The 15543-nt window shown below is 28.7% G+C and carries 13 protein-coding genes; 7 read left to right on the forward strand and 6 right to left on the reverse strand.

The genetic code is table 11. The features are described 5' to 3' along the window. Position 1: 1 nt before the first annotated feature. Genes ALEK_RS07300 through ALEK_RS07315 form a run of 4 tightly spaced genes read right to left on the reverse strand, consistent with a single transcriptional unit; the run spans position 2 to position 7481 of the window. The gene (locus tag ALEK_RS07300; RefSeq protein ID WP_071625817.1) at positions 2-2368 is read right to left on the reverse strand and encodes an acyl-CoA dehydrogenase; all 2367 of its coding nucleotides are present in this window, start codon (positions 2366-2368) and stop codon (positions 2-4) included. Next, positions 2356-4461 (reverse strand): 3-hydroxyacyl-CoA dehydrogenase NAD-binding domain-containing protein, encoded by a 2106-nt coding sequence (locus tag ALEK_RS07305; RefSeq protein WP_071625816.1) that lies wholly within the window; start codon positions 4459-4461, stop codon positions 2356-2358. The genes ALEK_RS07300 and ALEK_RS07305 overlap by 13 nt, the downstream gene beginning before the upstream one ends. A gap of 1 nt (position 4462) precedes the next feature. Beyond that, positions 4463-5737 carry a thiolase family protein gene (locus ALEK_RS07310; protein WP_071625815.1) on the reverse strand — a complete coding sequence of 425 codons (1275 nt, stop codon included), beginning with the start codon at positions 5735-5737 and terminating at the stop codon, positions 4463-4465. Positions 5738-5747: 10 nt separating this feature from the next. Then, a complete protein-coding gene (locus tag ALEK_RS07315; protein WP_071625814.1) occupies positions 5748-7481 on the reverse strand; it encodes an AMP-dependent synthetase/ligase in 1734 nt (577 codons plus the stop codon). Positions 7482-7600: 119 nt separating this feature from the next. Here ALEK_RS07315 and yddG point away from each other — a divergent pair, with 119 nt between their 5' ends. Continuing rightward, entirely contained in the window at positions 7601-8497 is an 897-nt protein-coding gene (yddG, locus tag ALEK_RS07320; RefSeq protein ID WP_071625813.1) for an aromatic amino acid exporter YddG, read from the forward strand. A gap of 9 nt (positions 8498-8506) precedes the next feature. Here the strand turns inward: yddG and ALEK_RS07325 are convergent, their stop codons facing one another. Further along, positions 8507-8764 carry a hypothetical protein gene (locus ALEK_RS07325; protein ID WP_071625812.1) on the reverse strand — a complete coding sequence of 86 codons (258 nt, stop codon included), beginning with the start codon at positions 8762-8764 and terminating at the stop codon, positions 8507-8509. 152 nt (positions 8765-8916) lie between these two features. On the opposite strand from ALEK_RS07325, the gene ALEK_RS07330 reads away from it, so the two are divergent. Then, a complete protein-coding gene (locus ALEK_RS07330; protein WP_071625811.1) occupies positions 8917-9687 on the forward strand; it encodes a TrmH family RNA methyltransferase in 771 nt (256 codons plus the stop codon). An 11-nt stretch (positions 9688-9698) separates the two neighbouring features. Here ALEK_RS07330 and def read toward each other — a convergent pair whose 3' ends face one another. Beyond that, positions 9699-10226 (reverse strand): peptide deformylase, encoded by a 528-nt coding sequence (gene def / locus ALEK_RS07335; RefSeq protein ID WP_071625810.1) that lies wholly within the window; start codon positions 10224-10226, stop codon positions 9699-9701. A 166-nt stretch (positions 10227-10392) separates the two neighbouring features. Here def and ALEK_RS07340 point away from each other — a divergent pair, with 166 nt between their 5' ends. The 5 genes from ALEK_RS07340 to amaB all read left to right on the forward strand — a co-directional run bounded on the left by ALEK_RS07340 (position 10393) and on the right by amaB (position 15538). Beyond that, entirely contained in the window at positions 10393-10542 is a 150-nt protein-coding gene (locus tag ALEK_RS07340) for a hypothetical protein (protein WP_164072418.1), read from the forward strand. Positions 10543-10694: 152 nt separating this feature from the next. Continuing rightward, positions 10695-12092: a class II fumarate hydratase gene (fumC, locus tag ALEK_RS07345; protein WP_071625809.1), complete on the forward strand. Its 1398-nt coding sequence runs from the start codon at positions 10695-10697 to the stop codon at positions 12090-12092. 155 nt (positions 12093-12247) lie between these two features. Then, the gene (locus ALEK_RS07350; RefSeq protein ID WP_071625808.1) at positions 12248-12676 is read left to right on the forward strand and encodes a DsrE family protein; all 429 of its coding nucleotides are present in this window, start codon (positions 12248-12250) and stop codon (positions 12674-12676) included. A gap of 220 nt (positions 12677-12896) precedes the next feature. Further along, positions 12897-13997, forward strand: coding sequence for a saccharopine dehydrogenase family protein (locus tag ALEK_RS07355; RefSeq protein ID WP_071625807.1), 1101 nt, complete (start codon positions 12897-12899; stop codon positions 13995-13997). Beyond that, positions 13994-15538: an L-piperidine-6-carboxylate dehydrogenase gene (gene amaB, locus ALEK_RS07360; RefSeq protein WP_083574578.1), complete on the forward strand. Its 1545-nt coding sequence runs from the start codon at positions 13994-13996 to the stop codon at positions 15536-15538. Before ALEK_RS07355 ends, amaB begins: the two co-directional genes overlap by 4 nt. The last annotated feature ends 5 nt before the right edge of the window (positions 15539-15543 follow it).

The following is a 15543-nucleotide window of genomic DNA, read 5'->3' on the forward strand; positions in this document are numbered from 1 at the left end:
TTTATCTAGCAGCTCTGTATTGTTTGATTTTAAAAGCATCTACTGAAATAACTTCTTGTTTTAGCTCATGGGCTTCTTTCATAGAAATTGCTTCATCTTCTTTAATTAAATCTTTTGATACAAGTTGCTCTAACATAACATCAATTGAATCAAATTCAATTGTGCCATTTTTTAATGCCTCTTTTAAAGTTTTGAAACCTTTGGCATTTTGTTTATTTAATTTAACAGCTTTTTGTAATTTAGAGAATCTATCATTTTCTCTTGAATCAACAAATACATTTTTTGTTAACTCTTCTAGTCTTTCTTCATTACTTAAACTATTTACAATTCTTGCATTTAATTTATCTTCTGCTTTTGTTCCAAATGGATTGATTTTTGCAAGTGGTAATAAAGCAGAAATACCACCAAGATTAGAGATTATCTCTTCTCTTGCAATTTGAATATCATTAAAACAATATTGACATACGTAATCAACTAAATCTCTGTTTTCATCTTTTGGGTTATTTTCAAACTCTCTTAATGTTGCAGTGATTAGATATAAGTTTGATAAAATATCACCAAATCTAGCACTAATATTTTCTCTTTTTTTAAGTGCAGGTCCAACAACAGCTAAAGCTACATTTGTAAGTAGAGTAAACTCAGAACTAACCCAAGTAACTTTTTGTTTGTATCTTGTAAATTCACCTTTTTGGCAAATTGTACTACCTCTTGTGATGTAATAGAATAGTGATTTACATAATGATGTATATCCTAAGTTTACATGGGCAAAAAATGCTTTATCAAAACTCTCCACATTGTTATAACGTAATGCATTTATTTCTTTATAAATATATGGATGAGATTTAATTAAACCTTGTCCAAATTGCATTAAATTTCTTGTAAGAATATTAGCACCTTCTACTGTAATAGAGATTGGTAATGCAAAATATGCATGAGCTAATAGATTGTTTTCACCTCTAATAATTGCACTTCCACCTAAAACATCCATAGAGTCATTTATTACTTCTCTAAACTTCTCAGTTGCATGATATTTCATAACTGAGTTAACAACTCCTGGTTTTTGTCCATTATCAATTGCATCTAAAGTATAATTTCTAGCTGCATTTAACATATACGTAAAGGCTGCAATTTTTGCAATTTTTTCTTCCACACCTTCAAAGTGATTGATACTAAGACCAAACTGTTCTCTTAGTTGTGAGTAAGAACTTACTACATTTAAAGCAAATTTACTTCCACCTAATGAAACACTTGGAAGTGAAATTCCTCGTCCAATTGATAAAGATTCAACAAGCATTTGCCACCCTTTACCAATTCCATTAAGTCCACCAATAATATCTTCTATATCAATAATTACATCTTTCCCATATAAAGGTGAGTTCACAAAAGGAATACCTAATGGGTCATGTCTATATGATGTATCAACACCTTTTTTCTTATGATTTACTAGACCAAATGTAATACCTAAGTCTTTTTGATCTCCTAATAGATTATCAGGATCTTTTAAAACAAAAGCAAGACCAATTAGTGTTGCTATGTTTCCTAATGTAATATATCTTTTTTCAAAATTTAATCTAATTCTAGTTTTACCAGTTTTTTCATCTTTGAATAAAACACCATTTGATTTAATAGAAGTAGCATCACTACCTGCATTTGGTTCTGTTAAACCAAAACAAGGAACTTCTCTTCCTATTGCTAAATCACTTAAGTATTTCTCTTTTTGTTCATTTGTTCCGTGTTTTTCAATTAACTCAGCAGGGCCAAGTGAATTTGGAACCATAATAGTAATTGCTAATACTTGAGATCTTGATACAAGCTTTTCAATTACTTTTGAGTGTGCAGTGGCTGAAAACCCAAGCCCTCCATACTCTTTTGGAATAATCATTCCAAAGAACTTTTTATCTTTTATGAATTGCCAAACCTCAGGTGTAAAATCTCTTTTTTGGAAGATTTCCCAATCTGTTGTCATTTCACAAAGTTCATTTACTTCATTATCTAAAAAGGCTTGTTCCTCATCTGTTAGCTCTGTAATCTTTTCTTCATGTACATCAGTAGAGAAGTTAACTTCACCTTTAAAGTAAGAAGACTCAATCCAGTTTGTACCTGCTTGTAATGCAGCTTCTTCTGTTGCTGAAATTTTTGGCATTAAACCTTTTTTATTAATGAAATCCACAAGTTTTTGTGTAACAAATTTTATTCTTAATGGTTGAATTAAGAAAATTGCACCTATTACTAGGTAAATAGTCCATGCTAATGCACCAAAATCAAAAAATACTAATGAATATACCCCTACGATTGCAAAATATGCATAGATAGGGAAGGCGTTAAATCCTAGGACTAAAAGTATAAGTATTAAAATTAAAGTTTCCATAATGTTTCTCCTGTGTTGAAGTCTTTGTCGTCTTCAAGTAGTTTAATCAGAAGGTTACTTGGTGTAAATCTGCTTCCATAATCTTTTTCTAATTCTTGTAGAGTTTTAACGATATTTTTTATTCCAATTTCATTAGCTAAATTACAAAGTCCACCTTTGTATGGAGGGAATCCAGTTCCTGTTACCATTGCAAAATCTATGATTGTTGGATCATCTACAATACCTTCCTCTAAACATCTTGATGCTTCATTTATCATAATATAAATACATCTATTGATGATTTGCTCATCTGTAATTAGTTTACTACTCTTCTCTAGCATAGACGTAACATTGTTATTTACTATCTTTTCTTTTTTATTGTAAGTATAGAAGCCAGAACCAGTTTTTATACCTAGCTCTTTTTTGTTATAAATCTTTTCAATAATTGGAGAAATTGGCATTCTCTCCCCATAAGCTTCTTTTAGAATTGAAGCTACTTTATAACCAATATCAATACCAACTGTATCAGCTAGAGTAAAAGGTCCCATTGGCATACCAAAGTTTTTTACAACTTTATCAATTCTTTTAATATCTGGAACTTCTTCTAAAATAAATGCTGCTTCATTTAAATATGGTAATAAAATTCTATTTACAATAAATCCGGCACAATCTCCAACTAAAATAGGTGTTTTTCCACAAGATGTAAGAAGTTCAAACACTTTATTTATAGTCTCTTTAGATGTATGAGAAGAAGGAATAACTTCAACTAATGGCATCATGTTTACTGGATTAAAGAAATGTACTCCTAAGAAGTTTTCTTTATTTTTAAGTTCACTTCCTAATTTTTCAATAGAAATAGATGAAGTATTTGTTGCAATAATTGCATCAGGTTTTAATACTTTCTCTAACTCTTTATATGCCTCTTTTTTTGCCTTTTCATCTTCAATAATAGCTTCTATTGCAAAATCAGTATTGCTTAAACCATCGAACTTTTCAGTATATGAAATATCATTTAATTTAAAACCAACTTGATTTGCTGTCATTCTTCTTGTTTTAATTAAGAAGTCATAGATTTTAGCTACATCTTTTAGTATTCCTTGAACTTGTTCAATTTTTCTAACTTTGATTCTTACTTCTTTTAAGTATTTTGAAAATAACCAAATTATTCCTTTTCCCATAACACCATTACCTAAAATAGCACTTGAAGAGATAGGATTATCTGTTTTGTCAAAATTCTTATTTAGTTTTTGAAAAGTAAAAAATAGTTTGATCATATTTTTTGACTCTTTAGTAACAGCTAGCCTTGAGAACTCTCTAGCTTCTACTTTAATTCCTTGCTTAAAAGATCTTGCATAAGTATCTTTGATTACTTCAAGGGCTTTATATGGAGCTTCAAAATCTTTATTTACTTTCTTCTCTAATGTTTTAAGAGTTTTTGAAAATACTATTTCTCTTAAAGGCCAAGTTTCAAATAAATTAAATTTTCTTCTACTTTTAACTTTGTTGTAAATAACTCTTTGAATAAATGATTCTAATTTTGATTCTTTTTGTCCATCATGGAAAACTTCATCTACTAATCTTATTCTATATGCTTTTTTAGCATCAATAGTTTTCCCTGATAAAATTAAATCAAGAGAGTTAATAAGCCCAACAACTTTAGGAGCTCGTAAACATCCTGCAAAACCTGGGAATATTCCTAATTTTACTTCTGGAAATGCTAATTTAGTTTTATCAGATGTTGTTGCAACCCTATGTGTACAAGCAAGAGCAAGCTCTAAACCTCCACCCATACAAGCGCCATTTATATATGCAATTGATGGAAACTCTAAATTCTCTAATTTATTAAAAATAGTATGTACTCTCATTAATAAATCGTAAACTTCTTTTTCATCCTCTAATTGCTCAATCTCTTCAATATCAGCACCTGCAATGAATACATTTTTTTTAGCACTTGTAATAACTAAGGCTTTAATAGATGAATTATCTTTTATACTGTCTAATACTTCATCGAATTCTTCAAGTACTGCAATTGATAATTTATTTACTTTTTCATTTTCTAAATCTATAGTTAATCGTGCAATACCTGCTTTGATTTCTAAAAATAAATTTTTCATCTTACACCTCCAATAAGAAAGCTGCACCTTGACCACCACCAACACATAATGTTGCTAGGGCTTTTTTAGCGCCTCTTCTTCTAAGTTCTTTTAGTGCTGTTAAAACTATTCTAGAACCACTCATTCCAACTGGGTGTCCTAGGGCAATAGCTCCCCCATTAACATTTAATATTGATTTATCGATTTCCCCAATAGCATTAGAACCAAATGTTTTTTGACAAAATTCATTTGATTTAAAAGCTTCTAGATTTGCAATTACTTGTGCTGCAAAAGCTTCATTTAATTCAATAATATCAATATCTTCTAATTTAGTATTTGTTTTATCAAAAAGTTTTTTAGTTGCATAAATAGGTCCTAGACCCATTCTATGTGCATCTAAACCAGAATAAGAGTAATCACTTATAAATCCTAAAGGTTCTAGATTTAACTCTTTTGCTTTTTGTTCAGTTGTAACTATTAATGAACAAGCTCCATCAGAAACCTGTGATGAGTTTCCAGCTGTTACTGTTCCGCTTAATCTATCAAAAATTGGTCTTAACTTTTTTAGACTTTCCATATTTTGTCCAAATCTAACTCCATCATCATCAATAATAGATGAATCTCTTGTCATAATTGGGTGAATTTCTTGAGCTAATACTTTTGATTGAATAGCTTTTTGAGCTTTTATGTGTGATTCAACCGCATATTTATCTTGATCTTCTCTACTAATTTTAAATTCATTAGCTAAGTTTTCTGCTGTAATTCCCATGATTCTTCCAGATATTGGATCTGTAAGTCCTGATATTAAACCAATAACAGGTTTTAGGAAACTAGGTTTAAAAGTAGATAATAGATGTAGTTTATCTCCTACATTTCTAGCATAAGTTAGTTTTGTCATAAAGTTTCTAAACTTATCACTATGAAGTAGGGGAATATTACTCATAGATTCAACTCCACCTACTAAGTATAAATCCCCTTGGTCTGAATTGATTTTTTCAATTGCAGAAGATATTGATTGCATACCTGAAGCACAATTTCTATGTACAGTATATGCAGGAGTAGTTTGAGGAAAACCCGCACGTATTGCCATAACTCTGGCAATATTGGCAGCATTTGCAGGTTGTGCTACATTTCCTATAATTACTTCATCAAATTGTTCATACTCTAGGCCATTTCTTAATATTAATTCTTTTGTAATTATTGCGCCTAAAGTATCAGCTGATACATTGTTTAATTTACCATTTGCTTTTGCTACGGGACTTCTTAGTCCATCGATTATTGCAATTCTATTTTTCATGATGGCTCTCCTAATACATATCGTTTATAAAATCTTCATATTTCTGTTCAATTTTTCCCCTACAAACTTTCATTGAAGGAGTTAATTCTCCACCTTCAATAGAAATTTCATTTGTAATAATTGTATATTGAACTACTTTCTCCCATTCGTTTAAATTTGAGTTTACAAGTTCAATGTGCTTCTTAATATCACTTGTTATTTCAGTTCTATCATAATATTCTTCTATTGTTAAGCGTTTATTTAATTTTTTTGCTTCTTGAAATTTATCACGATCTATAAATAATAATGCACTTGTGTACTTTCTATTTTCCGCAATAATAACTGCAAACTCTATATATTTATTTTTTGATAATTCTTGTTCGATTTTGATTGCAGCTACATATTCACCTGTTGATGTTTTAAATATCTCCTTTTTTCTACTTTTGATATATAAGTATCCTTGTCCATCAATTTCTCCCACATCACCTGTGTGTAACCATCCATCTTTATCGATAGTTTGAGAAGTTAATTCTTCTTGGTTTAAATACCCCTTCATTAAAGAAGGTCCTTTTACTAATAGTTCATTATCAGAACTAAGTTTGATAGTTGCACTAGGAATTACTCTCCCACAAGAACCTACTTGGTTAAAGTCTGGGTAGTTTGTAGAAATTACAGGTGAAAACTCTGTAAGACCATATCCTTGATAAATAGGAACTCCAATATTCACAAAAAATTGTGCTATCTCTTTTGGAAGTGGAGCTCCACCACTGATTAGTTTTTTTAATCTTGAACCAAAAATTTCTCTGAGTTTAGAATAAACAACTTTGTCATATATAGAATAAACAAAAGAGTTTTTATTCATATTTTCATTAAGTGCATATTCAAAAGCTAAACTAGCAATAGTTCTACTTATTAGAGGTTTCAGCAATATATTCATTTTAATTTTATTAAAAATTTTCTCTAATAGTCTAGGCACTGCTGTCATGATTGTAGGTTTTACTACTTTTAGAAGATTACTAACATTTGTAATTTCATCTACAAAATAAATACTAACCCCACGACTTAAATAATAACTCATAACAGTTCTCTCAAAAATATGAGCTAAGGGAAGTAGGGATAAAACCACTTCTTCTTTATCTAAATTGATTAATTGATTAATATCATTTAATTGTGAGATGATATTTTTATGAGTAAGCATTACACCTTTTGGTGTACCTGTATTTCCACTTGTATATATAATTGAAAATAAATCATCCTCATCTGGTTCATGAGGTCTAAAGCCTTTATTATCACAAATTTGCTGACCAGTTACAAGAATTTCATCATAGTTGTAAAAGTTTTTTTCTTTTATACAAAAGTTATGAGTAATAAAAACCATATCTTCATTTTGATTTTCAATATCTGTAATTCTATCTTGAGAATCAATAAAAATATATTTTATATTTGCATCTTTAATTTCAAAGTTTAGATTTAATGTAGATATATTTGCAAAGATAGGAACAGAAACAGCACCTACTTGATGTATCGCAAAATCAAATATCAACCAAAAAGGAGAAGAGGCTGCAAAAATTGCAACATTATCTTTTTCTTTAATACCTAAATCTTTTAGAGCAAGACTCAAACAAACTACTTTATTTTTAAAATCTTCAACAGATATATTTTTGTATTCATTATTCTGTAAATAATTTAAAAAATAATCATTATCGTACTTTTCTGTAATTTGTGTGAACAGTTGGCTATATGTTGTAAAGTTATAAGAATCCATAGTGTATCCTTTCACTAGTGAATATATTAATAATAATTTTATCATTATAAGTAAAAAACTAAAAAAATAATTAAACTAATTTAAATTTTTAAGTTTAAATTAATAAACTAAGGTAATTAATGCAAGCAAAACGAGGGAATATCTTTGGGGTATTCGCAATCTTACTTTGGGCTTCCTTGGCCCTTTTCTCAATATTAACAACGGAAATACCGGCTTTTCAACTAACAGCAATGTCTTTTTTTATTGCATCATTTATTGGTCTGATTTTACTAAAAAAACAAAAAGTACACTTCAAAGAATTGTTTAAAATATCACCAAAAGTTTGGTTTATTGGAATTACTGGTCTATTTGGTTATCACTTTTTCTACTTTTTAGCCATAAAAAACGCTCCAGCAGTGGAAGCAAATCTTCTAAATTACCTATGGCCTTTATTAATTGTAGTGTTTTCAGCATTTTTACCAAACGAAAAGTTAAGATGGTTTCATATTGTTGGAGCTTTACTTGGATTATTAGGAGCATTTTTCTTAGTATCAAAAGGTGGAAGTTTTAATTTTGAGGCTCAATATTTCTGGGGATATGTATTTGCAATAATTGCAGCATTTACTTGGTCTTCATATTCTGTAATATCTAGAACACTAGCTCATGTACCAACTTACGCTGTTACTGGCTTTTGTGTAGCTACAGTGATATTATCTACTATTTGTCATTTAATATTTGAAGTTACAGTTATTCCAAACTCTACAGAATTATTCGGAGCTTTAATGCTTGGACTTGGACCTGTTGGTGGGGCTTTTTATCTATGGGATTATGGAGTTAAAAATGCAGATATTAAACTGCTTGGTTCAATTTCGTATTTTACACCATTACTTTCTACTTTATTATTAGTAGGCCTAGGTTATGCAAACTTTACTTTAGCAATTACACTTGCTTGTGTATTTATTATTATGGGATCTTTTATAAGTTCTGCACAGTATTTAAAACTCATAAAGAATTTTATATTTAATAGAAATAGATAAAAAGTAATCTTACTCTTTATCTAATCTCATATCTTCTAATACTTCTAAGATATCTGATGCATCATCTTCTGTAAGTTTGTTGTTTTGGATATCAAAAAGTACATCATCAAAATATTTTTTCATCTCTTTCATATCTTCAAACTCTTCTTTATCTTCTTGAGTACATTTCCAAGATTGAGTTAAATTAGCAAGTTCTATTAGGCTCTCATCTAATTCAGGGATTAATTCATTTTTTAATATATTTTCTAAGTTTTCAATATTGCTCATTATTTATCCTAAGTTTTTTTGTGATTATAACGAAATTTTACTGTATTAAATTTATATACATATTTAATTTATTAGCATGATTACTTTAGATACAATCAAAAACCAAAAATAAGTCTTAAGGTATATAATGACAAAAAGAGTTTTATTATAATATGAATGAAATTATAGATATAAATGACCCACAAATACAAGAATTTACTTCTTTAAAACAATCTGCTTTAGATGAAAAATATGTAGTAGTTGAAAGTAAAAATGTTTTTAAAAAACTTTTCTCAACAAATACAAAAATACATAAAGTTTTTACAACAAAAGAGAATTTAGACTTTTTAAATGAAAATTGTAAAAACATTGATTTCCCAATTTTTACAGCATCAAATGCAATTATGAAAAAAATTGTAGGACATAAAATCCATCAAGGTATGATGGCAGTTATAGATAGACCCGAGTTTATTTCATTTGATGAAATAGAAGGGAATATTGTAGTTTTAAATGGACTTACATCTCCTGAGAATGTTGGTTCAATTGTGCGTTCTTGTGCTGCATTTAATATAAAAACTTTAATAATTGATGAGAAGACTTGCTCACCCTTTATTAGAAGATGTATTAGAGTATCTACTGGAAATCTATTTAATATTAATGTATATAAAACATCTACATTAAGAGATGATTTAATAAAACTAAAAGAAGATGATTATAAACTTTTATGTACAGCAAACTCACCAGAAGCAAAAAGTTTACATGAATTTAACTTCCCTAAAAAATCTATGGTAGTAATAGGTAGTGAAGGGCATGGGGCAGATCAAGAGATCTTTGATTTATGTGATGATATTCTAAAAATAGATATTGATGAAGAAGTTACAAGTCTAAATGCAGCAATTGCGGCATCTATTGTGCTATTTCAATTAAAAGTATCAGCTAGTTAATAGCTGTACTTTTATAATTGTTTAAAATACATTTCTTCAGTAATAATGTCTTTATTTGTTTCAACTCTATCTATAAAAACTAGACCTATTAAATGATCATATTCATGTTGGAATATTCTTGCAATAAAACCTTCAAAGGTTTGTGTTTTTTCATTTGCATTTTCATCTAGGTATTTGATTTTTATTTTTTCATGTCTTGGAACTAAAGCTCTAATTCCTGGGATACTGAGACATCCTTCCCAATCTTTTTTCATTTTTTTAGACTTTTTAATAATCTTAGGATTTATAAGAACTTCATTTTTCATAAGTGGAGCATTTGGATATCTCTTATTTGGTTGTGATGAAATAATCATTATTTGTTTTGATATGAATATTTGAGGTGCTGCTAAGCCTACTCCATTGCTTTTTTTTACGCAAGTTTTCATATCTGATATTAATTGTTGTGTTTTACTACTTTTTATATCTTTTATTTTTTTAGCTTTTTTTCTTAGGACTTTTTCTCCTAGTTTTGCTATTTTTATCTCTTTGAATAATTCCATATTTCTACCCTTTTTATAAATATACACTATCTTATTTTTTATATAAGTAACTTTAGAAAATAAAAATATATACAAATTTAGAAAAAAAACAATATTTTCCTTGTTTGTGACGCTAGGTGTGACGCAAAACATTTAATGTATTAGTAAATTATTTAAAAGGTGAAAAATGGAAATATTATATATATTACTTGTGAGCGTTGTTGTTATTGGTTTTATTTCTTTATCTGTGGTTATTATCCTTGATAAATATCTAAAAGCAAAAGAGATTAAAAATAAAAAAGATGATATGAACTATAGAGAGAATAAAAGATTTTAAAGACATATTTATATAGAAAAGATTATAGTTAATTAAGGATACGTTACATCTATGGACACAATTATAGATTAATTATAAAAAATAAAAATAGTTTAAGTAAATTGTATTATTAATAATGATAATCTATATCAATTAATTTAAAAAGGATTAATATGGAATATAGAATTGAAAAAGATACAATGGGAGAAATGCAAGTTCCCAATGATAAATATTGGGCAGCACAAACTCAAAGAAGTGTTGAAAACTTCCCAATTGGTGATGAAAAGATGCCAAAAGAGGTAGTTGAAGGATTTGCATATCTTAAAAAAGCCTGCGCAATAGTAAATAATAAATTAAATAGATTAGATGATACAAAAACAAATGCTATTGCAAACGCTTGTGATGAAGTAATTGATGGTAAACTAGAAGGAAACTTTCCTTTAGTAGTTTGGCAAACAGGTTCTGGAACGCAATCAAATATGAATATGAATGAAGTAGTTGCTAATAGAGCTAGCGAAATTCTAGGAGCTGATTTTAGAGTAGAGAAAAGAATTCATCCTAATGATGATGTAAATAAAGGTCAAAGCTCAAACGATACTTATCCAACTGCTATGAGAGTAGCTTTTGTTTTAGACTTACAAAAAAGATTAATCCCTGCAATTAATACATTAAAAGCTACATTTGAGAAAAAACAAAAAGAGTTCGAAGATATAGTAAAAATTGGACGTACTCACTTACAAGATGCAACTCCTCTAACACTAGGTCAAGAAATCTCTGCTTATGTTGATATGTTAGATAAAGCTTTATCTCAAATTGATGATTCTATGAAATATATTATTGAGTTAGCAATTGGAGGTACAGCAGTTGGAACTGGTCTTAATTCTCATCCAGCATTTTCCCCAATGGTTGCTGATACTTTAAATGAATTAACAAAAACAAAATATGAGTTCAAATCTCATCCTAATAAATTCCATGCTTTAACTTCTCATGATGGGGAAGTGGTATTAAGTGGAGCATTAAATGCACTTGCTTCTAATCTTATGAAAATAGCAAATGATATTAGATGGTTAGCATCTGGTCCTAGATGTGGAATAGGAGAGATTAATATTCCAGAAAATGAACCAGGAAGCTCAATAATGCCTGGAAAAGTAAATCCAACACAAAGTGAAGCTATGACTATGGTTGCTGTTCAAGTAATGGGGAATCATACTTCTGTTTCAGTAGCAGCCTCTCAAGGTAACTTTGAATTAAATGTATTTAAACCTGTAATTGCTTTAAATATTATTCAATCAATTAGATTACTTTCAGATACTATGATTGCATTTAATGATAAGTGTGCAGTAGGTATTGAAGCAAACAAATCTAATATTGAAAAGTATTTAAATGACTCTTTAATGTTAGTAACTGCTCTTAATCCATATATAGGTTATGAAAATGCAGCGCGAATAGCTAAAACTGCTCATAAAAATGGAACAACACTAAAAGAAGAAGCAATAGCTCTTAATCTTCTGAGTGCTGAACAATTTGATGAGTATGTAAAACCTCAAGAAATGACAAGCCCAAAAGCATAAAAACAAAGAGTTAGTAATAATTTTTTTACTAACTCTTTTTAATTTATGTAGAAAGAAGTAATATTTATAATATAAATTCTCATAATTATTATAATTCCTTTGACTTATGAAAAAATCATTGATAATATACAAGCAAGTTAAAAGAAAGGATTTTTATGAAAAGAATATTAGGGACAATATTACTTTTATTACTTACAACATTTAATGTTTTAAATGCGCAAGAGAACAAAAAAATACATAAAATAGTTATTCAAGTTAGTAGTTCAGATATTATCACTCAAAAAATGGCACTTAATAATGCTGTGAATTTACAAGAACATTATGGTGTTGATAATATTAAAATTGAAATTGTAGCTTATGGACCTGGTTTAAGTTTGCTAACTAGTGAGAGTTTACAATCAACGAAAGTTGAAAATTTAGTTTTTAATGATATTAAATTCTCAGCATGTTCAAATACAATAGAGATTATGGAAAAGAGATTTAATAAAGAAATTAAACTACTTGATGATGTGGCAATTGTACCAGCAGGAGCTGCACGAATTATGGAACTACAGGAACAAGGTTACGCTTACTTAAGACCTTAGTTTTAATTTTTATGTAATTAAACTTTAATTGGTTTAATTGCATAAAGCTACATAAATACAGACTTTAAGCTCAAACTTAAAGTTAAACTTTAAAAAATAAATATTAATTTAAACTTAATTTTACCTTTTTATTCTCTGGATATAATAGATATATACATAGTATTGCTAAGACTACGATTTTAGAAATACAACATTTTGTTGTATTGAAAAAGGAGATAGTATGCATAAAGTTATAATATTAGGTTCAGGTAATATTGGATTTACAGTAGCTTTATTACTTCTTTCAAGTGAAGATTATGAAGTTACAGTAGTTGCAAGAAATAAAAAGAGATTAGCATACTTAGAAAAAGTACTTAATGTAAAAACTATTCAATATGACCTAGAAAATAAAAAGAATTTTTCAAAATTACTTATAGGTTATGATTCTGTAATTTCTGCTTTACCTTATTATTTAAATGTAACAGTGGCCAAGGCTGCTTTAAAAACTGGTATTAACTATTTTGATTTTACAGAAGATGTACAAACAACTAATGAAATAAAAAAGATTTCAAAAAAAGCAAAAAAATCCCAAGTATTTATTCCCCAGTGTGGTTTAGCCCCAGGCTTTATATCTATTCTAGCTTACAGTGTATATGAACAATTTGAACAAGTTCATAGTATTAAAATGAGAGTAGGTGCTTTACCTAAAAATCCTTCCAATAAAATTCTTTATAATCTTACTTGGTCAACTGATGGTTTAATCAACGAGTATAGTAATGATTGTTTTGCCATTAAAAATAAAGAGTTAGTAACAATACAACCTTTAGAAGGATTAGAAAAATTCTCACTTGATGGTTTAGAGTATGAAGCTTTTAATACTTCTGGTGGATTAGGAACATTATGTGAAACGCTAGAATCAAAAGTAAAAGAGTTGAACTATAAAACTATCAGATACAAAGGTCATAGAGAATATATGGACTTTTTAATTAATGATCTGTATTTAGGTAAGAAACAAAGAAGAGGATTATTAAAACAAATATTAGAGTATGCAATACCAATTACTAAACAAGATGTTGTTCTTATATTTTGTTCTGTAACAGGAATGATAAATGGAAAATTAGAACAAATTACAAATGTAAGAAAAATATATAATCAAAGAATAGAAAACCAAGATTTAAGTTCGATTCAAATAACAACAGCCTCAGGATTGTGTGCTGTTTTAGATTTAAAAGTAAAAGGAAAAATAAAAAAATATGGTTTCATAAAACAAGAAGATATAAAAATGAAAGACTTTATATCTAATCGTTTTGGTAAGGCTTATGATATTAAGGAGCTAAAATGAAACGTAATATATTAAACTTATTAGGTTTAAAAGACTTAATAAAAGACAACCATCTACCTAGCTTATATCTTGGAAATAGTGTTGTTTATGGAAGTGGTTTATCCTTTAGATCTTTTTCTCCCATTGATGGAAGTAAAGGTATTGAGTTTAAAAGCTTAGAAAAAAGAGAAATCACTCATACTATTGATGTTTTAAAAAAAGAGTTTATTACTTGGCAAGAAGTACCAGCTCCTAAAAGAGGGGAGTTGATTCGCCATTTATCTAATATTTTAAGAGAAAATAAACACTCCCTAGCATATTTAGTAACTCTGGAGTCTGGAAAAATATTTGAAGAAGCTCTGGGAGAAGTTCAAGAGTTTATTGATGTATGTGATTTTGCTTTAGGTTTATCTAGACAATTATACGGATTAAGTATTGTAAGTGAAAGATATAGACATAAAATGATTGAACAATGGCACCCTTTAGGAGTGGTTGGAATAATCACAGCTTTTAATTTTCCAATGGCTGTTTGGGCATGGAATGCCGTATTAGCATTAGTGTGTGGAAATACAATTATTTGGAAACCCTCATCTCAAACACCTTTATGTGCAATTGCTTGTCATATATTATTACAAAAAGCATTAGCATTAATGCCAGAACTTCCTCAGAATATTTCATCAGTAATTATCTCAAATAGAAAAATTAGTGAAGTAATACTACGAAATAAAGATGTGAGGCTAATTAGTGCAACTGGTTCTGTGAAAATGGGAAAAGAAATTGCTTCAAAAGTTAGTGTAAGACTGGCAAGATTATTATTAGAACTTGGTGGAAATAATGCAATGATTGTAACACCTAGTGCTGATATTGAGCTATCAATACGAGCTATTTTATTCTCAGCAGTGGGAACAGCAGGGCAGAGATGTACAACACTTCGAAGATTGTTTGTACATAAATCTGTATTTGAAGAAGTTAAAAGAAAACTATTACTCTCTTATAATAGTATTAAAATCGGCAATCCATTTAGTAAAGATGTTTTAGTAGGTCCTTTGATTAATAAAGGCTCTTATGAAAATATGCAAAATAGTATTGAAAAAGCTATAAGCCAAGGTGGAAAATTAATTTATGGTGGAAATCGTATTAGAAAAAATGTACCAAGAGGTGGATTCTATGTAAAACCTGCAATTATAAAAATAAATCATAATGCCAAAATAGTACAAGAAGAGACTTTCTCACCTATTTTATATTTAGTAGAATATGAAGATTTTGATGAGGTATTAAAAATGCATAATTCAGTACCTCAAGGTTTATCATCTGCAATCTTTACTCAAAATGTAAAAGAATCAGAACTATTTATGAGTAGCATAGGAAGTGATTGTGGAATTGCAAATATTAATATAGGAACCAGTGGAGCTGAAATTGGTGGTGCTTTTGGTGGAGAAAAAGATACAGGTGGTGGAAGAGAAAGTGGAAGTGACTCTTGGAAAAATTATATGAGAAGAGTAACAAATACAATTAATTATTCAGATGATATTCCTTTATCCCAAGGTATTAAATTTGAATAGTATTT

Origin of the sequence: Poseidonibacter lekithochrous (assembly GCF_013283835.1) — a bacterium.
In the GTDB taxonomy this organism is placed as follows: domain Bacteria; phylum Campylobacterota; class Campylobacteria; order Campylobacterales; family Arcobacteraceae; genus Poseidonibacter; species Poseidonibacter lekithochrous.

Bases quoted from the DNA above. Each gene is read 5' to 3' on its own strand.
- ALEK_RS07300 (WP_071625817.1), bottom strand. From the start codon at position 2,368: ATGGAAACTTTAATTTTAATACTTATACTTTTAGTCCTAGGATTTAAC.
- ALEK_RS07305 (WP_071625816.1), bottom strand. From the start codon at position 4,461: ATGAAAAATTTATTTTTAGAAATCAAAGCAGGTATTGCACGATTAACT.
- ALEK_RS07310 (WP_071625815.1), bottom strand. From the start codon at position 5,737: ATGAAAAATAGAATTGCAATAATCGATGGACTAAGAAGTCCCGTAGCA.
- ALEK_RS07315 (WP_071625814.1), bottom strand. From the start codon at position 7,481: ATGGATTCTTATAACTTTACAACATATAGCCAACTGTTCACACAAATT.
- yddG (WP_071625813.1), top strand. From the start codon at position 7,601: ATGCAAGCAAAACGAGGGAATATCTTTGGGGTATTCGCAATCTTACTT.
- ALEK_RS07325 (WP_071625812.1), bottom strand. From the start codon at position 8,764: ATGAGCAATATTGAAAACTTAGAAAATATATTAAAAAATGAATTAATC.
- ALEK_RS07330 (WP_071625811.1), top strand. From the start codon at position 8,917: ATGAATGAAATTATAGATATAAATGACCCACAAATACAAGAATTTACT.
- def (WP_071625810.1), bottom strand. From the start codon at position 10,226: ATGGAATTATTCAAAGAGATAAAAATAGCAAAACTAGGAGAAAAAGTC.
- ALEK_RS07340 (WP_164072418.1), top strand. From the start codon at position 10,393: ATGGAAATATTATATATATTACTTGTGAGCGTTGTTGTTATTGGTTTT.
- fumC (WP_071625809.1), top strand. From the start codon at position 10,695: ATGGAATATAGAATTGAAAAAGATACAATGGGAGAAATGCAAGTTCCC.
- ALEK_RS07350 (WP_071625808.1), top strand. From the start codon at position 12,248: ATGAAAAGAATATTAGGGACAATATTACTTTTATTACTTACAACATTT.
- ALEK_RS07355 (WP_071625807.1), top strand. From the start codon at position 12,897: ATGCATAAAGTTATAATATTAGGTTCAGGTAATATTGGATTTACAGTA.
- amaB (WP_083574578.1), top strand. From the start codon at position 13,994: ATGAAACGTAATATATTAAACTTATTAGGTTTAAAAGACTTAATAAAA.